Here is a 21,855-nt window from a genome sequence, read left to right as displayed (position 1 = left end):
GCCGCTGACACGGGCTCCACCGGTTGGGCCGGAGTGAAGAGGCAGCGCCTCTTCACTCGTCTCCGCCGCAACGGCGATCAGCCACCGCGGCGCGGACCGGCGGTGCCACGATCGCTCGGCCGCGGGCCACGGCTTGAGGCCGGCCCGGCACCGCCGGAGACCACCACGGGGGTTGCGCACCACGGCGGCGGAACGAAGAGGCGCGGGCCTCTTCCCGCACCCGCCCGGGGCGGCGGATCGAAGCGGCGCAGCCGCTTCGCCTGTCTCCGCCGCGGCGCGGAATGAAGAGGCGCAGCCTCTTCCCCGGAAGCCCGCCGCTAGGCGGTGCGGCGGAGGAGGGCCAGGTACATCGCGTCCGTGCCGTGGAGGTGCGGCCACAGCTGAACGTCGGGGCCGTCGCCCAGGGCCGGGACTCCCTGCATGTGCGGACGCGCGTCGATCCACTCCGCGCTGACGCCCTCCCGCTTGAGCACGTCGTCGACGACGGCCTTCGTCTCGGCCGGGTGCGGCGAGCACGTCGCGTACCCGACGACCCCGCCGACCCGCACGGCGCGCAGCGCCTCCCGCAGCAGGTCGCGCTGGAGCGGGGCGAAGCCCGCCACGTCCTCGGGGCGGCGCCGCCAGCGCGCCTCGGGGCGGCGCCGCAGGGCGCCGAGACCGGTGCAGGGCACGTCGACGAGGACGCGGTCGAAGACCCCCTCGCGCCACGGCGGACGCGTGCCGTCCGCGGCGATGACCTGGTAAGGGCCGGGGTTCCCGGCGAGCGCCCGCCCGACCAGGCGGGCCCGGTGCGGCTGCTTCTCGGAGGCGAGCAGCGCCGCCCCCCGCTCGGCGGCCAGCGCGCCGAGGAGCGCCGCCTTGCCGCCGGGGCCCGCGCAGCCGTCGAGCCAGCGCGCGTCCGGGCCTTCCAGCGGCACGGAGGCGAGGGCGAGGGCGACCAGCTGGCTGCCTTCGTCCTGCACGCCGGCGCGGCCCTCCGCGACGGCCTCCAGCGCCCCGGGCTCGCCGCCCTCGGCGAGCCGCACGGCATACGGCGACCAGCGGCCGGGCAGCGCCGACTCCTCGCCGGCGGCCGCCAGCAGCTCGTCCGTCGTGGAGCGCCCCGGCCGGGCGACCAGCGTCACCTCCGGCCGCTCGTTGTCGGCCTCCAGCAGGTCCTCGATGCCGGCGCGACCGCCGCCGAGCGCGTCCCACAGGGCGGAGACGACCCAGCGCGGGTGCGCGTGCACCACGGCGAGGTGCTCCTCGGGATCGTCCTCGTACGGCGGGGCGACCTTTTCCAGCCACTCCTCCAGGTCGTGCGCGGTGATCTTCCGCAGCACGGCGTTCACGAACTTCGCCCGGCCGTCGCCGAGGACGACGCGCGCCAGCTCGACGCTCGCGGAGACCGCCGCGTGCGGCGGGATGCGCGTGCCCAGCAGCTGGTGCGCGCCGAGGCTCAGCACGTCCAGGACCGGCGGGTCCACCTCGCGCAGCGGCCGGTCGACGCACGAGGCGATGATCGCGTCGTACGTCCCCTGGCGGCGCAGCGTCCCGTACACGAGCTCCGTGGCGAGCGCGGCGTCGCGCGCGTCGAAGTCGCCCTTCTCCCGGGCCTTGCGCAGCAGCGGCGGCAGGACCAGGTTCGCGTACGCGTCCCGCTCGTCGACCGCCCGCAGCGCCTCGAAGGCGAGGATCCGCACCGGGTCCTTCTTGGGCCGGCGGTAGGGCTTTGCGGGGCGGCGTGCGGGACGGTCGTTCACGAAAGGTGCTCCGGGGCTGGGGTGGCGAAGGTGTCCAGCCTACGCTCTGCCCTCAGGCCGCGCCGAGCCGCTCGCCTGCGGCGATACGGACGCCGCGGGCCCAGTCGGCGGCCTTCATCGGCTTCTTGCCCTGCGGCTGGACCCACTGCAGCTCGACGGCGTGGGAACCGGTCCCCACGTGCACGGAGTTCTTGGCGGCGGCGATCTCGCCGGGCGCGAGGCCGTCCTGCGCGGGGACGGGCACCAGCGACATGACCTTCAGCCGCTCGCCGCGGAAGAGCGTCCAGGCGCCCGGCGCCGGGGCGCACCCGCGGACCACCCGGTCCACCCGCAGGGCGGGCGCGGACCAGTCGATCCGGGCGTCCTCGACATTGATCTTCGGGGCGAGGGAGACGCCCTCGGCGGGCTGCGGCACGGCCTTGAGCGAGCCGTCCTCGATGCCGTCCATGGTGGCGGCGAGCAGCCCGGAGCCGGCGAACGCGAGCCGGGTCAGCAGGTCGCCGCTGGTGTCGGTGGGCCGCACCTCCTCGGTGACCACGCCGTAGACGGGTCCCGAGTCCAGGCCCTCCTCGATCAGGAAGGTGGAGGCGCCGGTGACCTCGTCGCCCGCGAGGATCGCGTGCTGGACCGGGGCCGCGCCGCGCCACGCGGGCAGCAGCGAGAAGTGCAGGTTGACCCAGCCGTGCACGGGGATGTCCAGGGCCGCCTTCGGCAGCAGCGCGCCGTAGGCGACGACCGGGCAGCAGTCCGGGGCGATCTCGCGCAGCCGGGCGAGGAAGTCCTCGTCGCGCGGGCGCGCGGGCTTGAGCACCTCGATGCCGGCCTCCGCCGCGCGCTCGGCGACGGGGCTCGCCACCAAGCGGCGGCCGCGGCCGGCGGGGGCGTCGGGCCGCGTGACGACGGCGACGACCTCGTGGCGGTCCGAGGCGAGCAGGGCGTCGAGGGCGGGGACGGCGACCTCGGGGGTACCGGCGAAGACGAGCCTCATGGGTGGCGAACTACCTCTCCTCGAGCGCCGAGCGGAATGGCCCACCAGTCTAAAGGGCCCGGCCCCGAGGGGGCGTACGGATTGCCACGCGCCTCATTCCGGCGGATGTGCGCCCCCATACCGTGACCCGGCGGCCAATGGCGCGTTGTGGTCAAGAGAGATTGACCGAATCGGGCCGCATCCGCGGCCCTCTATCCGTTGCTCGTCGACTGACGCGTCAACTCTCGTCTTTTTCCGTCCTTTTACCCCGCCGGTCCGAGAGGCTTCTTCATGGCCGACCACGCAACCCACGACGCCCAGGCACGGGCCAGCCTGCATCTGTTGGTCCGGGACATCGAGCGGGTCCGCAGGCAGGTGGACGCCCTGCGCACCCTCACCGCTCAACTGGGCAACGTCTACCGCCCGCGGCGCACCGGCCCCTCGGCCGGCTTCGTCGTCTACGGGCGGGCACCCGCGCCGACCGTACGGCTGGCGCAGGAGTTGCGGGACAGCGTCGAGACCCTGGTGACCGCCGCGGTCGACTTCGACCGCTCCCTGGGCTTCTCGTGGGACGCGGTGGGCTCGGCCCTCGGGGTCACCAAGCAGGCGGTGCACCGCCGTTACGGAGCGCGCCGCGCCAACGGGCAGGGGACGGCGGAGGCCGCGGAGGCGGTGCGCACCGCCGAGCCGGCGCCGGTGCCGGTGGTCCCGGCGGCCCGCACGGTCCCCGGCCAGGCGCCTGCCCCCGCCCTCCGTGAGGAACAACGCCCCCCGGCCTTCCCTGGCCCCCGCAACGGCTAGCCCTGCGGGCGGCTCCCGGGACACCGGCCCGAGCCCGGCCGGAGATTGCTCGCCGGGCACCCCCTTCCCCCGCCGCCCGAGCCGATCGCCGTGCGGCGAACCCGGGGGCGGAGCCCCGGACCCTCCCGCCGCCCCGGCGAACACCCACCACGACGCATCCGGCGGTGCCGGACCCACCTCAGGTCGCTTCGGCACCGCCGACCCCCGCCGTAGGGGGTTGATCGCCATCGCGGCGGATCCAAGGGGAGCAGCCCCTGACCCCGCATGCACCCCACTCCCGCCGCCACGGCGAACACCCACCAACGACAGCATCCGGCAGTGCCGAGCCCGCATCAGGCCACGTCGGCACCGCCGGACCCCGCCGTCCAGGGCCGATCACCGTCGCGGCGGATCCAAGGGGGAACAGCCCCCGAACCCGCATGCACCTCACCGGGCACCCCACTCCCGCCGCCGCGGCGAACAACCACCAACGACAGCATCCGGCAGTGCCGAGCCCGCATCAGGCCACGTCGGCACCGCCGGACCCCGCCGTCCAGGGCCGATCACCGTCGCGGCGGATCCAAGGGGAGCAGCCCGGGAACCCACGTGCATCTCGCCGGGCACCCCACTCCCGCCGCCGCGGCGAACAACCACCAACGACAGCATCCGGCAGTGCCGAGCCCGCATCAGGCCACGTCGGCACCGCCGAACCCCGCCGTCCAGGGCCGATCGCCATCGCGGCGGATCCAAGGGGAACAGCCCCCGAACCCGCATGCACCTCACCGGGCACCCCACTCCCGCCGCCCCGGCGAGCAACCGCCGACGACGCATCCGGCGGTGCCGGACGCGCGGCGGATCCATGGGGCGCCGCCCCCACCCCCTCCGCCGCAGCGGCGCTCAGCCCGGCGCGCGGTGGCCGGCGGTGCCGAGCCGGGTCGTGGGCGACGCGATCGCGCCCCCGCCGGAGGCGACCGTCAGCCGATGTCCGGTGGGTCGACGCGCAAGCGCACCGGTTCGCCGTCGCGGCGGGCGAGCCGGGCCGCCTGGGCGGTCTTGAGGGCGGCGGCGAGCGCCGCTCCCCGCCCGGGGCGCACCCGGAGCAGGGCCCGCTCCCACCGCTGCCCCGGCGGCGGGTCGCCGGGGCGGCGCGGGCGGCCCGCGGCCGTCACGGGCAGCGGCACCGGCCCCAGCACCTCCGCGTCATCCGGCAGCTCCGCCGCGGCGAGGAGGTCCGCGACGTCCTCCGGCGGTCCGGTGACCGACGCCATCCGGGACACCGGCGGGAAGCCGAGCTCGGCGCGGTCGGCGAGCTCGCGCATCGCGTGCCCCGCGGGATCCCAGCGCACGAGCGCCTGGACGGGGCGCAGCGTGGGCTCGGCGACCACGACGACGACGCCGCCCTCCGCCTGCCCGCGCACGAGCGCGGCCGCGGACAGCCAGCGCCGCAGCGCCTCCTCCCCCGCCCGCAGGTCGGGGAAGCCCAGCAGGGCCCAGCCGTCCAGGAGCAGCGCCGCGGCGTAGCCGCCTTCGGCGACGGGCTCCGCGCCGGGCGTGGAGACGACGATCGCGGGCCGGTCGGGCACCGTGTCGAGGATGTGGTCGCGCCCGGAGGTCCGTACGGGCACGGACGGGAAGGCCCGGCCGAGCTCCTCGGCGGTGCGCCCCGCACCCACGACCCGGGCCCGCAGCCGGGAGCCTCCGCACTCCGTGCAGTGCCAGCCCGGGGGCGCCTCCTGCCCGCACCAGCCGCACCGCAGCGCGCCGTCGGCGCCGCCGGCCTCCAGGGGGCCGGCGCAGTGCCCGCACCGGGCGGGCTCGCGGCACCGCTCGCAGCCGAGGCGGGGCACATAGCCGCGGCGGGGCACCTGGACGAGGACCGGCCCGTGCTTGAGGCCCTCGCGGGCGGCCTGCCAGGCGTGGCTGGGCAGCCGGGCGGCGCGCGCCGCCGCGTCGCGGGCCTCGTCGGAGTCGCCGACGGTCCGCACGGCGGGGGCGACGGCCCGCACGGTCTCGCGGGCGGCGGCGAGCGGCAGGGCCCACCCCGTGTTCACCAGCTGGGCGGCCTCCACGGTGCAGCCGAAGCCGCCGAGGAGGAACGCGGCCTTCTCGTGCACCGCGCGCTGCACGAGCACCTCGCGGGAGTGCGGGTGCGGGGCGTTCTGCGCGCTGTGGCTCCCGTCCCCGTCGTCCCAGACGGCCACGAGCCCGAGGTCGCGCACGGGCGCGAACATCGCCGCCCGCGTGCCGACCACGGCCCGCACCGAGCCCCGGCTGACCGCGAGCCAGCGGCGGTACCGCTCCTCCGGCCCGAGCTCGGCCGTCAGCAGTACGTGCCGGCCCTCCCCCAGGAGCTCCCCGAGGGCGGCGTCGACGCGCGCCGCGTCCCGCCCGTCCGGCACGACGATCAGCGCGCCGTGCCCGGACGACAGCGCCGCCGCCGCGGCCCGCGCGAGCTCCTGCGGCCAGTGCGGGCCGGGCAGCGCCGTCCACACGGCCCGCGGGGTGTCTCCCCGGGCCACGGCGTCGAGGAAGGCGGGCCCGGTGGGATACCGCGCCCAGCTCCCGGGCTCCGGCGCCCCCGGCGGGGGCAGCGGCGCGGGCGACGGTTCGGCCTCGATGCGCGCGTGCCGGGGCGGTACGGCCAGCTGCAGCACGTCGGCGAGCGAACCGGCGTACCGGTCGGCTACGGCCCGGCAGAGCTCGTAGAGCGCAGGGCTGAGCACCGGCTCCGGCGAGAGGACCTGGGCGATCGCGGCGAGCGGCCCCTGGTAGTCGGACTCGGCCACCCGGTCGACGATGTACCCGTCGAGGAGCCCGCCGCCCTCGCGGCGGCCCCCGCGCACATTGCGCGTCCCGGCGCCGAAGCGCACGCGCACCCGTACCCCGGGCCGGGCGTCCGCGTCGAGCTCCTCGGGCACGGCGTAGTCCCACAGCCGGTCCAGGTGGACGGGCCCCTTGTCCACGAGCACCCGCGCGACGGGCAGCGTCTTGGCCAGGGGGGCGTTCCGCCATGTGCGCGGCTTGGCCTTGGGCGCCTTCGCCTTGGCCTCGCGCACGCTCTCCCGTATGAGTGCGAGCTGCTCCCCGTGCTCCGGAGGCTTGCCCTGGGACCGCCCGTTCTCGCTGCTCACAGCCACAGTCCTACCAGACGCCACTGACAACGCCGGGCGGGCCGGAATTCCGGCCCGCCCGGCGTTCAGGACGGCAGTGATCGGGGCGTACCCCGTGGTGCCTAGAGGCCGGCGGCCTTCTTCAGGGCCTCCACGCGGTCCGTGCGCTCCCACGTGAAGTCCGGCAGCTCACGGCCGAAGTGGCCGTACGCGGCGGTCTGCGCGTAGATCGGACGCAGGAGGTCGAGGTCACGGATGATCGCGGCCGGGCGGAGGTCGAAGACCTCGGCGATCGCGTTCTCGATCTTGTCCGTGTCGATCGTGTTCGTACCGAAGGTCTCCACGAACAGACCCACCGGCTCGGCCTTGCCGATCGCGTACGCGACCTGCACCTCACACCGCGACGCCAGACCGGCCGCCACGACGTTCTTGGCCACCCAGCGCATCGCGTACGCGGCCGAGCGGTCCACCTTGGACGGGTCCTTGCCCGAGAAGGCACCGCCACCGTGACGGGCCATGCCGCCGTACGTGTCGATGATGATCTTCCGGCCGGTCAGACCCGCGTCACCCATCGGGCCGCCGATCTCGAAGCGACCGGTCGGGTTCACCAGGAGGCGGTAGCCGTCGGTGTCCAGCTTGATGCCGTCCTCGACGAGCTCCTTGAGGACGTGCTCGACGACGAACTCGCGGATGTCGGGAGCGAGGAGCGAGTCCAGGTCGATGTCCGACGCGTGCTGGGAGGAGACGACCACGGTGTCGAGGCGGACGGCCTTGTTGCCGTCGTACTCGATGGTGACCTGGGTCTTGCCGTCGGGGCGCAGGTAGGGGATGGTCCCGTTCTTGCGGACCTCCGACAGACGGCGGGAGAGCCGGTGGGCCAGGTGGATCGGCAGCGGCATGAGCTCGGGCGTCTCGTCGCACGCGTAGCCGAACATCAGGCCCTGGTCGCCCGCGCCCTGGCGGTCGAGCTCGTCCTCGTCACCCTCGACGCGGCTCTCGTAGGCCGTGTCGACACCCTGGGCGATGTCCGGCGACTGCGCGCCGATGGACACCGAGACGCCGCAGGAGGCGCCGTCGAAGCCCTTCTTGGAGGAGTCGTAGCCGATCTCGAGGATCTTGTTGCGCACGAGCGAGGCGATCGGCGCGTAGGCCTTCGTCGTGACCTCGCCGGCCACGTGCACCAGGCCGGTGGTGATCAGGGTCTCGACGGCCACGCGGGAGGTCGGGTCCTCCTTGAGCAGGGCGTCGAGAATGGTGTCGCTGATCTGGTCAGCGATCTTGTCGGGGTGACCCTCGGTCACGGACTCCGAGGTGAACAGGCGGCGGGACACATCGCTCCCTGGGGTTGCAGCGGCTGCTGGCTGATCATTGACGGACCCTGGCCGAGAGCTGCGCTCGGCGCGGGGTCCTGGCTCAGTTTATCCGGCGTTCTCGTGGTTGGGGCATCCTGTCTCGTATCACCGCCCCTATGACCTGCGACACCCGTGTGCTCCGGCGCACGAAACGCTCACGCGAAGCGCTGCACGACCAGGTCCCAGACGGTGTCCGCGAGGTCGTCCTTGGGACCGTAGGGAACAGGCGTCTCGGAGCCGTCAGGGGCCAGGACGACGGCTTCGTTCGCCTCCGAGCCGAAGGTCTTCCGCTCCCCCACCTCATTGACAACCAGCAGGTCACAGCCCTTGCGGGCGAGCTTGGCGCGCCCGTTGGCGAGGACGTCGTCGGTCTCCGCTGCGAAGCCCACGACCACCTGCCCGGGACGCGGCCGGTCCCCGGAGAGCTCGGCGAGGACGTCGGGGTTCCGGACGAGCTCGACGGGCGCCGGCTCCTCTCCGTCCTTCTTCTTGATTTTGCCCTCGGCGTAGCGAGCGGGGCGGAAATCGGCCACGGCGGCGGCCATGACGACGGCGTCGGCGTCCGCGGCGGCCTTCAGCACGGCCTCCCGCAGCTGCACGGCGGTGCCCACGCGTATGACGTCGGCGCCGGCCGGGTCGGCCAGCTCGCTGTTGGCGGCGACGAGCGTGACCCGGGCGCCGCGCGCGACGGCGGTGCGGGCCAGGGCGTAGCCCTGCTTGCCGGAGGAGCGGTTGCCGAGGAAGCGCACGGGGTCGAGCGGCTCGCGGGTGCCTCCGGCGCTGATGACCACGTGCCGGCCGGCGAGGTCGGCCACCGGGCCGCCGGCGCCGCGGGCCAGCACCCGGCGGCAGACCTCGAAGATCTCCTCGGGGTCGGGGAGGCGGCCCTTGCCCGTGTCGACGCCGGTCAGACGGCCGACGGCCGGCTCGATGACGATCGCGCCGCGGCGGCGCAGCGTCGCCACGTTCTCCTGGGTGGCCGGGTTCTCCCACATCTCGGTGTGCATGGCGGGCGCGAAGACGACCGGGCAGCGGGCGGTGAGCAGCGTATTGGTCAGCAGGTCGTCGGCGAGGCCGTGGGCGGCCTTGGCCAGCATGTCGGCGGTGGCGGGCGCGACGACGACGAGGCGGGCCTCCTGGCCGATGCGCACGTGGGGCACCTCGTGGACGCTCTCCCACACCTCGGTGCCCGCGGGGTGGCCGGACAGGGCGGACCAGGTCGCCTCGCCGACGAAGTGCAGGGCCGAGGCCGTGGGCACCACGCGGACGTCATGGCCGGACTCGGTGAGCCGGCGCAGCAGCTCGCACGCCTTGTAGGCGGCGATGCCGCCGCTGACCCCCAGGACGACCTTGGGCTTGTCCATCGCTCGCTGTCTCCCCATCCATCGGTTGCGTACAGGTCCCATGACACACCAAGGGTCCGGCAGCCGCGCTGCCGGACCCTTGGTGACGAATAACGACGAAGAACGCCGTGCTTACTGCGCCGGGGCCTCGATGGCCTCGGAGGTCAGCAGGCCCGCGTTGATCTCGCGGAGCGCGATGGAGAGCGGCTTCTCGTGGACGTGGGTGTCCACCAGCGGGCCGACGTACTCCAGCAGGCCCTCGCCGAGCTGCGAGTAGTACGCGTTGATCTGACGGGCGCGCTTGGCGGCGTAGATCACCAGGCTGTACTTCGAGTCGGTCGCCTCGAGCAGCTCATCAATCGGCGGGTTGATGATGCCCTCGGGCGCGGTGATGGAAGAGGACACTCTCTGCCTTCCGAAGGGGGGTGAAGAAAGATGGTCAACGGAGCAAGGCTAGCAGTTCACGCGCAACGTCCTCGACGGAGGTGTTGACCAGCGTGACGTCGAACTCCGACTCCGCGGCGAGTTCGACCTTGGCCGCGGCGAGGCGGCGCTCGATCACCTCGGGCGACTCGGTGCCCCGGCCGGTGAGCCGGCGGACCAGCTCGTCCCAGCCGGGGGGCGCGAGGAAGACCAGCCGGGCCTCCGGCATGGTCTCGCGGACCTGCCGGGCGCCCTGCAGGTCGATCTCCAGCAGCACCGGCTCGCCGGCCTCCAGGCGGTCGAGGACCGCCCGGCGGGGCGTGCCGTAGCGGTTGCCGGCGAACTCGGCCCACTCCAGCAGCTCGCCGTTGGCGACGAGCTTGTCGAACTCTTCGTCGTCGACGAAGAAGTACTGGACACCGTCCTGCTCGCCGGGGCGCGGCTTGCGGGTGGTGGCCGAGACCGAGAGCCACACCTCGGGGTGCGCCTTGCGCATATGGGCGACGACCGTGCTCTTGCCGACCCCGGAGGGGCCGGAGAGCACGGTCAGCCGCGGTTGTCTGGCCGGGGATACGGGGGACGTCCCCCGGGAGACTGCAGTACTCATGCAGCGATTATCCCGGTTCGCGGGAGTGCCTGGGAACGTCAGGCGGCCTTGCCGCCGAACTCACGCTCCAGCGATGCGATCTGGTTCGAGCCGAGCCCGCGCACACGACGGCTCTCGGAGATCCCGAGCCGCTCCATGATCTGCTTGGCGCGGACCTTGCCCACGCCCGGCAGGCTCTCCAGGAGTGCGCTGACCTTCATCTTGCCGATCACTTCGTTCGTCTGGCCCTGCGCGATGACATCGTGCAGCGAGGCACCGGAGTGCTTGAGCCGATTCTTGACCTCGGCGCGCTCCCGGCGAGCCGCGGCGGCCTTTTCGAGCGCGGCAGCGCGCTGTTCAGGGGTAAGGGGCGGAAGAGCCACGCCTACGTCACCTCGGATATCGAACTGTCGGATAACGGACCGGTGAGGAACCTAGTCGGCCCACACCTGCGGAGCAACGAGCAACGCGCTTGCACGTTCGCTCTCGTCGGAGACTAGCGGCCGATTCCGCTCCAGTCAGCGAGAACAAGCGAAAAGTCCTGGTCAGACTCGCTCGACCAGGACTTTTCCGGACATATGGACCAACAATTTTGACGCTTCTGTGGCAGGCTCGCCGCGAGGCGGACCTCCGGCGGCTACCCGGCCGCCGGATCCACGGCGCTCACGGCCTCCCGGACCTCGTCCGCGAAGCGCTCGGCGCTCGACCGCAGCGCCGCCGTGTCCGGTCCGTGCCGGAGCACGCCGCGGCTGACGTTCGGCACCACGTCGTGCACGGCCGCGCCGAAGACCTCGGGCAGGTCGGCCGCGGTCGCCCCCTGGGCGCCGATGCCGGGGGCCAGCAGCGGGCCGTTGATGTCCAGCTCCGCGCGCGCCGCGCCGAGCGAACCGCCCAGGGTGGCGCCGACGACCGCGCCGAAGGAGCCCATGGGCGCGGCGTCCGCGTTCTCCGCCCGCAGGTGGTCCAGCATGGTCGCGGCCACGCTCGCCCCGTCCGCGCGCACGGCGTGCTGCACCTCGGCGCCCTCCGGGTTCGAGGTGAGGGCCAGGACGAACACGCCGGTGCCGCTCTCGCGCGCCAGGTCCAGCGCGGGGCGCAGCGAGCCGTAGCCGAGGTAGGGGCTGACCGTCACGGCGTCGGAGAAGAGCGGCGAGGCGGGGTCGAGGTAGGTCGCGGCGTACGCGGCCATGGTGGAGCCGATGTCGCCGCGCTTGGCGTCCATCAGGACCAGCGCGCCGGCCTCGCGGGAGTCGGCGACGGCCTGCTCCAGGACGGCGATGCCGCGGGAGCCGAAGCGCTCGAAGAAGGCGGACTGCGGCTTGAGCACGGCGACGCGGTCGGCCAGCGCCTCCACGACGGTGCGGGTGAAGCGCTCCAGGCCGTCGATGTCGTCGCTCAGGCCCCAGTCGGCCAGCAGCGAGGCGTGCGGGTCGATGCCGACGCAGAGGGGACCGCGCTGGTCCATGGCGCGGCGCAGGCGCACGCCGAAGGGTTCGAGGGTCATGCGGCTGCCTTCTTCCGGGTCTCGGCGCCGACCGCTTCGGCGAGGGTGGCGTACGGGCTGGCGGCGAGCTTCTCGGCCAGGCCCTGGTGGATCCTGCGGCACCAGAACGGGCCCTCGTAGATGAAGGCGCTGTAGCCCTGGACGAGCGTGGCGCCCGCCAGGATGCGCTCCCAGGCGTCCTCGGCGGTCTCGACGCCCCCGACGCCCACCAGGGTGATCCGGTCGCCCACACGGGCGTACAGGCGGCTCAGGACCTCCAGCGAGCGGGCCTTGAGGGGGGCGCCGGACAGGCCGCCGGCCCCGATGGCCTCGACGGTGCGCTTCGGCGTCCGCAGGCCCAGGCCGTCGCGGGCGATCGTGGTGTTGGTGGCGATGATGCCGTCCAGGCCCAGCTCGACGGCCAGGTCGGCGACGGCGTCGACGTCCTCGTCGGCCAGGTCGGGGGCGATCTTCACCAGCAGCGGGACGCGGCGCGAGGTGACCGTGCGGTCGGCGGCCTCGCGGACGGCGGTCAGCAGCGGCCGCAGCGCCTCGGTGGCCTGCAGGTTGCGCAGCCCGGGCGTGTTGGGCGAGGAGACGTTGACGACGAGGTAGTCGGCGTGGACGGCCAGGCGCTCGGTGGAGGTGACGTAGTCGGCGACGGCCTCGGCCTCCGGCACGATCTTCGTCTTGCCGATGTTGACGCCCACGGTCGTCCGCCTGTGCTTTTCGCCGAGGGCGGCCTTGCGGGCCGCCAGGCGCTCCGCCACGGCCGCGGAGCCGTCGTTGTTGAAGCCCATGCGGTTGACGAGCGCGCGGTCCGCCACGAGGCGGAAGAGGCGCTTCTTGGGGTTGCCCGGCTGCGGCTGGGCGGTGACGGTGCCGACCTCGATGTGGTCGAAGCCGAGCATGCTCATGCCGTCGATGGCGGAGGCGTTCTTGTCGAAGCCGGCGGCGAGCCCGAAGGGGCCGTGCATGCGCAGGCCCAGCGCCTCGGTGCGCAGCTCCTTGTGGCGGGGGGCGAGGACGGCCGCGACGAAGGTGCGCAGGACCGGCACGCGGGCCGCGGCGCGGATCCAGGCGAAGGCGAGGTGGTGGGCCTTCTCGGGGTCCATCCGCTTGAAGATCAGGTCGAAGAAGAGGCGGTACATGGCGGGCCTTCCGGGGCGGGAGGGGCGGACTGGTCGCATGCCGAGGGGGACACCTTCCGGTGTCCCCCTCGGCCCGGGATCCTTACGCCTCGCGGGCGGCGGTCAGGTGCTCCGCGTGCTCCTGCAGGGAGCGCACGCCCACGTCGCCGCGGGTGAGCGCCTCGATGCCCTGGACGGCGGCCGCGAGGGCCTGGACCGTGGTCAGGCACGGGACCGCGCGGGCGACCGCGGCGGTGCGGATCTCGTAGCCGTCGAGGCGGCCGCCGGTGCCGTACGGGGTGTTGACGATCAGATCGACCTCACCGTCGTGGATGAGCTGGACGATCGTCTTCTCGCCGTTCGGGCCCTCGCCCTCGCTCTGCTTGCGCACGGGCGTGGCGTTGATGCCGTTGCGCTTGAGGACCTCGGCGGTGCCGGAGGTGGCCAGCAGCTCGAAGCCGTGGGCGACCAGCTCGCGGGCCGGGAAGATCATCGAGCGCTTGTCGCGGTTGGCGACCGACACGAACGCGCGTCCCTTGGTGGGCAGCGCGCCGTAGGCCCCGGCCTGCGACTTGGCGTAGGCGGTGCCGAAGACGCTGTCGATGCCCATGACCTCGCCGGTCGAGCGCATCTCCGGGCCCAGGACGGTGTCCACGCCGCGGCCGGAGGCGTCGCGGAAGCGCGACCACGGCATCACGGCCTCCTTGACGGAGATCGGCGCGTCCAGCGGCAGCGTGCCGCCGTCGCCCTCCTTGGGCAGCATGCCCTCGGCGCGCAGCTGGGCGACGGTCGCGCCCAGCGAGATCCGGGCGGCGGCCTTGGCCAGCGGCACGGCGGTCGCCTTCGAGGTGAAGGGGACCGTGCGGGAGGCGCGCGGGTTGGCCTCCAGGACGTAGAGGATGTCCCCGGCCATGGCGAACTGAATGTTGATCAGTCCGCGCACGCCGACGCCCTTGGCGATGGCCTCGGTGGAGGCCCGCAGCCGCTTGATGTCGTGGCCGCCGAGGGTGATCGGGGGCAGGGCGCAGGCGGAGTCGCCGGAGTGGATGCCGGCCTCCTCGATGTGCTCCATGACGCCGCCGAGGTAGAGCTCGTGGCCGTCGTAGAGCGCGTCGACGTCGATCTCGATGGCGTCGTCGAGGAAGCGGTCGATGAGGACCGGGTGCTCGGAGATCAGGCCCGCGTGGCGCTCCAGGTACTCGCCGAGGGAGGGCTCGTCGTAGACGATCTCCATGCCGCGGCCGCCGAGCACGTAGGACGGGCGGACCATGACCGGGTAGCCGATCTCGGCGGCGATGCCCTTGGCCTCGTCGAAGGAGAAGGCGGTGCCGTACTTGGGGGCGGGCAGGCCGGCCTCGGTCAGCACGCGGCCGAAGGCGCCGCGCTCCTCGGCGAGGTCGATGGCCTCGGGCGAGGTGCCGACGATCGGCACTCCGTTGTCCTTGAGCGCCTGCGCCAGGCCCAGCGGGGTCTGGCCGCCGAGCTGGACGACGACGCCCGCGACCGGGCCGGCCTCCTGCTCGGCGTGGACGATCTCCAGGACGTCCTCCAGGGTGAGCGGCTCGAAGTAGAGCCGGTCGGAGGTGTCGTAGTCGGTGGAGACGGTCTCGGGGTTGCAGTTGACCATCACGGTCTCGTAGCCGGCGTCGCTGAGCGCGAAGGAGGCGTGTACGCAGGAGTAGTCGAACTCGATGCCCTGGCCGATGCGGTTCGGGCCCGAGCCCAGGATGATCACCGCGGGCTTCTCGCGGGGCGCGACCTCGGACTCCTCGTCGTAGGAGGAGTAGAAGTACGGGGTCTTCGCCGCGAACTCGGCGGCGCAGGTGTCGACCGTCTTGTAGACCGGGCGGACGCCGAGGGCGTGGCGGACCTCGCGGACGACGTCCTCGCGCAGGCCGCGGATCGCGCCGATCTGGGCGTCGGAGAAGCCGTGCCGCTTGGCCTCGGCCAGCAGCTCGGGCTCCAGCTTCTCGGCGGCGGCCAGCTCGTCCGCGATCTCCTTGATCAGGAAGAGCTGGTCGACGAACCACGGGTCGATCTTCGTGGCGTCGAAGACCTCCTCGGGGGTGGCCCCGGCGCGGATGGCCGCCATGACCGTGTTGATGCGGCCGTCCGTGGGGACGACGGCCTTGGCCAGCAGCTCCGTCTTGTCGCCGGGCGCGGAGACGAAGTCGAACTGCGAGCCCTTCTTCTCCAGCGAGCGCAGGGCCTTCTGCAGCGCCTCGGTGAAGTTACGGCCGATGGCCATGGCCTCGCCCACCGACTTCATGGTGGTGGTGAGGGTGGCGTCGGCGGCCGGGAACTTCTCGAACGCGAAGCGGGGCGCCTTGACCACGACGTAGTCGAGCGTGGGCTCGAAGGACGCCGGGGTCTTCTCGGTGATGTCGTTGGGGATCTCGTCCAGCGTGTAGCCGACGGCGAGCCGCGCTGCGATCTTGGCGATCGGGAAGCCGGTGGCCTTGGAGGCGAGCGCGGAGGAGCGCGAGACGCGCGGGTTCATCTCGATGACGATGACCCGGCCGTCGTCGGGGTTGACGGCGAACTGGATGTTGCAGCCGCCGGTGTCGACGCCGACCTCGCGGATGATCGCGATGCCGACGTCCCGCAGGATCTGGTACTCGCGGTCGGTCAGCGTCATCGCCGGGGCGACCGTGATGGAGTCGCCGGTGTGCACGCCCATCGGGTCGAAGTTCTCGATGGAGCAGACGACCACGACGTTGTCGCTCTTGTCGCGCATCAGCTCCAGCTCGTACTCCTTCCAGCCGAGGATGGACTCCTCCAGGAGCACCTCGGTGGTCGGGGAGAGCGTGAGGCCCTGGCCGGCGATGCGGCGCAGCTCGTCCTCGTTGTGCGCGAAGCCGGAGCCGGCGCCGCCCATGGTGAAGGAGGGGCGGACGACGACGGGGTAGCCGCCGAGCGTCTCGACGCCCGCGATGACCTCGTCCATGGTGTGGCAGATGACCGAGCGGGCGGACTCGCCGTGGCCGATCTTGGCGTGGACGGCCTCGACGACGCCCTTGAACAGGTCGCGGTCCTCGCCCTTGTGGATGGCCTCGACGTTGGCGCCGATCAGCTCCACGCCGTACTTCTGCAGCACGCCGTTCTCGTGCATGGAGATCGCGGTGTTGAGCGCGGTCTGGCCGCCGAGGGTGGGCAGGAGGGCGTCGGGGCGCTCCTTGGCGATGATCTTCTCGACGAACTCCGGGGTGATCGGCTCGACGTAGGTGGCGTCGGCGATCTCCGGGTCGGTCATGATCGTGGCCGGGTTGGAGTTGACGAGGATGACCCGCAGGCCCTCGGACTTCAGCACGCGGCAGGCCTGGGTGCCGGAGTAGTCGAACTCCGCGGCCTGGCCGATGACGATCGGGCCGGAGCCGATGACCAGAACGGACTGGATGTCGGTGCGCTTAGGCACGCTGGCCCTCCATCAGGGAGACGAAGCGGTCGAACAGGTACGCGGCGTCGTGCGGTCCTGCGGCTGCCTCGGGGTGGTACTGGACGCTGAATGCCGGCTGGTCGAGCAGCTGGAGGCCTTCCACCACGTTGTCGTTCAGACACACGTGGGAGACCTCCACCCGGCCGTACGGCGTGTCGGTCGCCCGGTCGAGCGGGGCGTCGACGGCGAAGCCGTGGTTGTGCGCGGTGACCTCGACCTTGCCGGTCGTGCGGTCCTGCACGGGCTGGTTGATGCCGCGGTGGCCGTACTTCAGCTTGTACGTGCCGAAGCCGAGCGCGCGGCCGAGGATCTGGTTGCCGAAGCAGATGCCGAACAGCGGCGTCTTACGGGAGAGGACCTCGCGCATGACGGCCACGGGGTGGTCGGCGGTGGACGGGTCGCCCGGGCCGTTGGAGAAGAACACGCCGTCGGGGTTGACCGCGTAGACGTCCTCGGCGGTGGCCGTGGCCGGCAGCACGTGCACCTCGATGCCGCGCTCGGCCATCCGGTGCGGGGTCATGCCCTTGATGCCCAGGTCGACCGCGGCGACGGTGAACTTCTTCTCACCGATCGCGGGGACCATGTAGGTCTCCTTGGTGGCGACCTCGGCGGAGAGGTCGGCGCCCTTCATCTCGGGGGCCTGGCGCACCTCTGCGAGCATCGTGCCCTCGTCGGGCAGGGAGTTCCCGGAGAAGATGCCGACGCGCATGGCGCCGCGCTCGCGCAGGTGGCGGGTGAGGGCGCGGGTGTCGATGCCGCAGATGCCGACGACGCCCTGCTCGGCCAGCTCCTCGTCCAGGGAGCGGCGCGAGCGCCAGTTGGACGGGATGCGGGCGGGGTCGCGCACCACGTAGCCGGCGACCCAGATGCGCGCCGACTCGGGGTCCTCGTCGTTGACGCCGGTGTTGCCGACGTGCGGGGCGGTCATCACGACCACCTGGCGGTGGTACGAGGGGTCGGTCAGGGTCTCCTGGTAGCCGGTCATGCCGGTGGAGAACACGGCCTCGCCGAAGGTCTCCCCCACGGCCCCGTAGGCCCGGCCGCGGAAGATCCGGCCGTCCTCCAGGACGAGTACGGCGGGGATCTTGGCAGTCCCCCTGGTGGAGGTCGTCATCGTGCGCCTTCCGTGTCGCTGTTCAGGTGGTGCAGGTGGGTGAGGGCCTCGACCCATGCGGCGTGCTCGGCCGCCTGGTCGGAGCGGAAACCGGAGTCGATCTCCCGGTCCCCGTGCACCCAGGTGATCACCAGCAGGCCGCCCTCGGTGAGGACCTTGCCGGCGATGCCCTTGTCGAGCCGGGCGCCGCGCACCCGGTCCGCGGGGATGAAGAAGTCCTGGGCGCCGGGGCGCACCGCGGTGACGCCCTGCTCCGTCAGGGTGAGCACGGCCCGGCTGCGGGTGCCGAGGCCGTGCGCGACGATGCGGTCGAGCCACTGGCCGGCCGTGGTGGAGCCGTGGTAGCGGCCCTCCATGGTGAGCGTGGGCTCACCCGCGTCGGCGGGGACGGCGGGCAGCTCGGGCAGGTCGCCCTGGAGCGCGCCGCGCCACTTCCAGCCCTCGCGCATCAGCCAGTAGACGAGCGCGATGAAGAGCAGCAGTCCCACGACCCAGCCGATGCGTGCGGCCCAGTCGGTGACCGCCTGCGACTTCTGCTCGTCCGCCGCCAGATTGATCAAAGGTGTCACGCCAGATTCCCGTCCACGACCGTTGCCCGGCCCCGCAGGAAGGTGTGGGTGACGCGACCCGGCAGCTCGCGGCCCTCGTAAGGGGTGTTGCGGCTGCGGGAGGCGAAGCCCGCGGGGTCCACGACACCACGGTAAGCGGAATCGACCAGGGTGAGGTTGGCGGGCTCACCGGCGGCGATGGGGCGGCCGTGTCCGGCGAGGCTGCCGATGGCGGCGGGCTTGAAGGACATGCGCTCGGCGACGCCGGCCCAGTCCAGCAGCCCGGTCTCGACCATCGTGTGCTGGACGACGGACAGCGCGGTCTCCAGGCCCACCATGCCCATGGCGGCCGCGGCCCACTCGCAGTCCTTGTCCTCGTGCGGGTGCGGAGCGTGGTCGGTGGCGACGATGTCGATCGTGCCGTCGGCCAGGGCCTCGCGCAGCGCCATCACGTCGCGCTCGGTGCGCAGCGGCGGGTTGACCTTGTAGACCGGGTTGTACGAGCGCACCAGCTCGTCGGTGAGGAGCAGGTGGTGCGGGGTGACCTCGGCGGTGACGTCGATGCCGCGCGACTTGGCCCAGCGGACGATCTCGACCGAGCCGGCCGTGGACAGGTGGCAGATGTGCACCCGGGAGCCGACGTGCTCGGCGAGGAGGACGTCACGGGCGATGACCGACTCCTCGGCGACGGCCGGCCAGCCGCCCAGGCCGAGCTCCGCGGAGACGACGCCCTCGTTCATCTGGGCGCCCTCGGTGAGGCGGGGCTCCTGCGCGTGCTGGGCGATGACGCCGCCGAATGCCTTCACGTACTCCAGGGCACGGCGCATGATCACGGCGTCGTCGACGCACTTGCCGTCGTCGGAGAAGACGGTGACGCCGGCGGCGGAGTCGTGCATGGCGCCCAGCTCGGAGAGCTGCTTGCCCTCCAGGCCGACGGTGACGGCGCCGATGGGCTGCACGTCGCAGTAGCCGGACTCCTTACCCAGGCGCCAGACCTGCTCGACGACGCCGGCGGTGTCGGCGACGGGGAAAGTGTTGGCCATGGCGAAGACGGCCGTGTAGCCGCCGCTCGCGGCGGCCCGGGTGCCGGTCAGGACCGTCTCGGAGTCCTCGCGGCCGGGCTCGCGCAGGTGGGTGTGGAGGTCGACCAGGCCGGGCAGCAGGATCTTGCCGTCGGCCTCGATGACCTGGGCGCCCTCGGCGCTCAGACCCGTGCCGCCACCGCCCGGCAGGGCGGCATCGGATACTGCGGCGATGGTCTCGCCCTCGATCAGGACGTCCTGGGGCTCGCCGCCGAGGACCTTCGCACCGCGGATCAGGATCTTGGTCATTACTTGTTCTCCTCGGTGCGGGCGTTGGTGGTGGTGACGGCCGGCTCGGAGCCGCCGAGCAGCAGGTAGAGGACCGCCATCCGGGTGCTGACGCCGTTGGCGACCTGCTCGACGGCCGTGCAGCGGTCGGAGTCGGCGACCTCGGCGGTGATCTCCATGCCGCGGTTCATCGGGCCGGGGTGCATCACGACGGCGTGCTCGGGCATCTTCGCCATGCGGTCGCCGTCCAGGCCGTAGCGGCGGGCGTACTCGCGCTCGGTCGGGAAGAAGGCGGCGTTCATCCGCTCGCGCTGGACGCGCAGCATCATCACGGCGTCGGACTTCGGCAGCACGGCGTCGAGGTCGTAGGAGACCTCGCAGGGCCAGCTCTCGACGCCGACCGGCACCAGCGTGGGCGGCGCGACCAGGGTGACCTCGGCGCCGAGGGTGGTCAGCAGGTGGACGTTGGAGCGGGCGACGCGGCTGTGCAGCACGTCGCCGACGATCGTGATCCGGCGCCCGGAGAGGTCCTGCCCGATCCCCGCGTCCCGGCCGACCAGGCGGCGGCGCACGGTGAAGGCGTCCAGCAGGGCCTGGGTGGGGTGCTCGTGGGTGCCGTCGCCGGCGTTGACGACGGCACCGTCGATCCAGCCCGAGTTCGCCAGCCGGTAGGGGGCGCCGGAGGCGTGGTGGCGGATGACGACGGCGTCGGCGCCCATCGCCTCCAGGGTCAGGGCGGTGTCCTTGAGGGACTCGCCCTTGGAGACCGAGGAGCCCTTGGCGGAGAAGTTGATGACGTCGGCGGAGAGGCGCTTGGCGGCGGCCTCGAAGGAGATGCGGGTGCGCGTCGAGTCCTCGAAGAAGAGGTTGACGACGGTGCGGCCGCGCAGGGTGGGCAGTTTCTTGATCGGCCGGTCGGCGACCCGGGCCATCTCCTCGGCGGTGTCGAGGATCAGGACGGCGTCGTCGCGGGTGAGGTCGGCGGCCGAGATGAGGTGGCGCTTCATCCGGGTGCTCCGTGTGTAGGAGGTGTGCGGGTACGCGGACGGGCGTGCGAGGACCAGGCGGTCACGGCCTCGCAGCGGCCGGGGTCCGGGAGGGGGACTCGCTACTGCGCGTCGGCAGGGGTGGCCGCGCGCACGCCGAGCAGGACGCTGTCGCGCCCGTCCTCCTCGGTGAGCTGGACCTTGACCGTCTCCCGCAGCGACGTCGGGAGGTTCTTGCCGACGTAGTCGGCACGGATGGGAAGTTCGCGGTGGCCGCGGTCGACGAGGACCGCGAGCTGGACGGCGCGCGGGCGCCCGATGTCGTTCAGGGCGTCCAGCGCGGCGCGGATCGTACGGCCGGAGAAGAGCACGTCGTCCACGAGGACGACCAGGCGCCCGTCGATGCCCTCGCCGGGGATCTCGGTGCGCGCGAGGGCGCGCGCCGGGCGCAGCCGCAGGTCGTCGCGGTACATGGTGATGTCGAGGGAGCCGACGCGGGTCGCGCTGCCGGTGATCTCTTCGAGCTTGGCGGCCAGCCGGCGGGCGAGGAAGACGCCGCGCGTCGGAATGCCGAGGAGCACCACGTCATCGGCGCCCTTGGCGCGCTCGACGATCTCGTGGGCGATACGGGTCAGGACCCGGGCGATGTCCGGTGCTTCGAGCACGGGACGGAGGGCGGAGCCCAGCGGGCTCGCCTCGGGAATGGCGTCCATACGAAACGGACCTCCTTCTCCGCCTCACGGGACGGACATTAAAGGACGTCGGAATTACTCCCTCACCGTACCAGGCCCGTCATCGGATGCTCCCCGTCACCCCTACTGGAGGACGGTGTGGACCATTCGGCTTGACGAAGTCAGATTACGCTGCGTAACCTCACAGTGAGTTACCAGACACGCGGCAGTCGCAGAAGACGCCGTCGCACGTCGATATAGCGTCCGGGGAGCTTTATGTCCAGCGAATACGCCAAACAGCTCGGGGCCAAGCTCCGCGCCATCCGCACCCAGCAGGGCCTCTCCCTTCACGGCGTGGAGGAGAAGTCCCAGGGCCGCTGGAAGGCCGTCGTAGTGGGTTCGTACGAGCGCGGCGACCGTGCCGTGACCGTGCAGCGCCTGGCCGAGCTGGCCGACTTCTACGGGGTTCCCGTGCAGGAACTGCTGCCCGGCACCACGCCGGGCGGCGCTGCCGAGCCGCCGCCGAAGCTGGTCCTGGACCTTGAGCGCCTGGCCCACGTGCCGGCCGAGAAGGCCGGCCCGCTCCAGCGTTACGCGGCGACCATCCAGAGCCAGCGCGGCGACTACAACGGCAAGGTCCTCTCGATCCGCCAGGACGACCTGCGGACCCTGGCCGTCATCTACGACCAGTCGCCCTCGGTGCTCACCGAGCAGCTGATCAGCTGGGGCGTGCTCGATGCGGATGCGCGCCGCGCGGTCCAGCACGAGGACGCCTGACGGCCGGTCCGGTCCTGGCAACCGACCACGACAAAACCGCCTGGGGCGGGAAACCTTTGGTTTCCCGCCCCAGGCGGTTCGTCTTTGGGCGGCGGGC

18 protein-coding genes are annotated in these 21,855 nt (G+C 72.8%); 2 read left to right on the top strand and 16 right to left on the bottom strand.

All coding sequences use genetic code 11. From position 1 onward, the window contains the following. Positions 1–317 precede the first annotated feature (317 nt). On the bottom strand, positions 318–1,742 hold the full coding sequence (locus tag NQU55_RS20940; RefSeq protein WP_168095514.1) for an RsmB/NOP family class I SAM-dependent RNA methyltransferase: 1,425 nt from the start codon (positions 1,740–1,742) through the stop codon (positions 318–320). A 52-nt stretch (positions 1,743–1,794) separates the two neighbouring features. After that, positions 1,795–2,730 (bottom strand): methionyl-tRNA formyltransferase, encoded by a 936-nt coding sequence (gene fmt, locus NQU55_RS20935; RefSeq protein WP_168095513.1) that lies wholly within the window; start codon positions 2,728–2,730, stop codon positions 1,795–1,797. Between the two features lie 270 nt (positions 2,731–3,000). Here fmt and NQU55_RS20930 point away from each other — a divergent pair, with 270 nt between their 5' ends. After that, positions 3,001–3,510, top strand: a complete 510-nt coding sequence (locus NQU55_RS20930) for a hypothetical protein (RefSeq protein WP_256790944.1) — start codon at positions 3,001–3,003, stop codon at positions 3,508–3,510. Between the two features lie 953 nt (positions 3,511–4,463). Here NQU55_RS20930 and NQU55_RS20925 read toward each other — a convergent pair. The 14 genes from NQU55_RS20925 to pyrR form a co-directional block, all read right to left on the bottom strand. Then, on the bottom strand, positions 4,464–6,620 hold the full coding sequence (locus tag NQU55_RS20925) for a primosomal protein N' (protein WP_168096729.1): 2,157 nt from the start codon (positions 6,618–6,620) through the stop codon (positions 4,464–4,466). Positions 6,621–6,721: 101 nt separating this feature from the next. Further along, positions 6,722–7,930 carry a methionine adenosyltransferase gene (metK, locus tag NQU55_RS20920; RefSeq protein WP_256790943.1) on the bottom strand — a complete coding sequence of 403 codons (1,209 nt, stop codon included), beginning with the start codon at positions 7,928–7,930 and terminating at the stop codon, positions 6,722–6,724. 176 nt (positions 7,931–8,106) lie between these two features. Beyond that, positions 8,107–9,315, bottom strand: a complete 1,209-nt coding sequence (coaBC, locus tag NQU55_RS20915; protein WP_168097016.1) for a bifunctional phosphopantothenoylcysteine decarboxylase/phosphopantothenate--cysteine ligase CoaBC — start codon at positions 9,313–9,315, stop codon at positions 8,107–8,109. Positions 9,316–9,426: 111 nt separating this feature from the next. Next, complete coding sequence (gene rpoZ / locus NQU55_RS20910; RefSeq protein WP_004948662.1) at positions 9,427–9,699, bottom strand: DNA-directed RNA polymerase subunit omega; 273 nt, start codon at positions 9,697–9,699, stop codon at positions 9,427–9,429. A gap of 34 nt (positions 9,700–9,733) precedes the next feature. Beyond that, positions 9,734–10,324 carry a guanylate kinase gene (gmk, locus tag NQU55_RS20905; RefSeq protein WP_168092238.1) on the bottom strand — a complete coding sequence of 197 codons (591 nt, stop codon included), beginning with the start codon at positions 10,322–10,324 and terminating at the stop codon, positions 9,734–9,736. Between the two features lie 38 nt (positions 10,325–10,362). Then, on the bottom strand, positions 10,363–10,686 hold the full coding sequence (locus NQU55_RS20900) for an integration host factor (protein WP_030365336.1): 324 nt from the start codon (positions 10,684–10,686) through the stop codon (positions 10,363–10,365). 254 nt (positions 10,687–10,940) lie between these two features. Continuing rightward, positions 10,941–11,807 carry an orotidine-5'-phosphate decarboxylase gene (gene pyrF, locus NQU55_RS20895; RefSeq protein WP_168092237.1) on the bottom strand — a complete coding sequence of 289 codons (867 nt, stop codon included), beginning with the start codon at positions 11,805–11,807 and terminating at the stop codon, positions 10,941–10,943. Next, the gene (locus NQU55_RS20890) at positions 11,804–12,937 is read right to left on the bottom strand and encodes a quinone-dependent dihydroorotate dehydrogenase (protein ID WP_168092239.1); all 1,134 of its coding nucleotides are present in this window, start codon (positions 12,935–12,937) and stop codon (positions 11,804–11,806) included. Before NQU55_RS20890 ends, pyrF begins: the two co-directional genes overlap by 4 nt. A gap of 82 nt (positions 12,938–13,019) precedes the next feature. After that, positions 13,020–16,331: a carbamoyl-phosphate synthase large subunit gene (gene carB / locus NQU55_RS20885; RefSeq protein WP_168092236.1), complete on the bottom strand. Its 3,312-nt coding sequence runs from the start codon at positions 16,329–16,331 to the stop codon at positions 13,020–13,022. After that, on the bottom strand, positions 16,324–17,466 hold the full coding sequence (carA, locus tag NQU55_RS20880) for a glutamine-hydrolyzing carbamoyl-phosphate synthase small subunit (protein WP_168092235.1): 1,143 nt from the start codon (positions 17,464–17,466) through the stop codon (positions 16,324–16,326). The genes carB and carA overlap by 8 nt, the downstream gene beginning before the upstream one ends. Continuing rightward, positions 17,463–18,035: a PH-like domain-containing protein gene (locus NQU55_RS20875; protein ID WP_168092234.1), complete on the bottom strand. Its 573-nt coding sequence runs from the start codon at positions 18,033–18,035 to the stop codon at positions 17,463–17,465. The genes carA and NQU55_RS20875 overlap by 4 nt, the downstream gene beginning before the upstream one ends. After that, a complete protein-coding gene (locus NQU55_RS20870; protein WP_168092233.1) occupies positions 18,032–19,345 on the bottom strand; it encodes a dihydroorotase in 1,314 nt (437 codons plus the stop codon). Before NQU55_RS20870 ends, NQU55_RS20875 begins: the two co-directional genes overlap by 4 nt. Further along, positions 19,345–20,331 (bottom strand): aspartate carbamoyltransferase catalytic subunit, encoded by a 987-nt coding sequence (locus NQU55_RS20865; protein ID WP_168092232.1) that lies wholly within the window; start codon positions 20,329–20,331, stop codon positions 19,345–19,347. Before NQU55_RS20865 ends, NQU55_RS20870 begins: the two co-directional genes overlap by 1 nt. 101 nt (positions 20,332–20,432) lie before the next feature. Beyond that, a complete protein-coding gene (gene pyrR / locus NQU55_RS20860; RefSeq protein ID WP_168092231.1) occupies positions 20,433–21,023 on the bottom strand; it encodes a bifunctional pyr operon transcriptional regulator/uracil phosphoribosyltransferase PyrR in 591 nt (196 codons plus the stop codon). A gap of 234 nt (positions 21,024–21,257) precedes the next feature. Between pyrR and bldD the strand changes: the two genes are divergently transcribed. After that, positions 21,258–21,758: a transcriptional regulator BldD gene (bldD, locus tag NQU55_RS20855; RefSeq protein WP_004948690.1), complete on the top strand. Its 501-nt coding sequence runs from the start codon at positions 21,258–21,260 to the stop codon at positions 21,756–21,758. Positions 21,759–21,855 lie beyond the last annotated feature (97 nt).

Origin of the sequence: Streptomyces telluris (assembly GCF_024519335.1) — a bacterium.
Classification (GTDB): Bacteria; Actinomycetota; Actinomycetes; order Streptomycetales; family Streptomycetaceae; genus Streptomyces; species Streptomyces telluris.
This window is presented reverse-complemented; position numbering and strand designations above follow the sequence as displayed.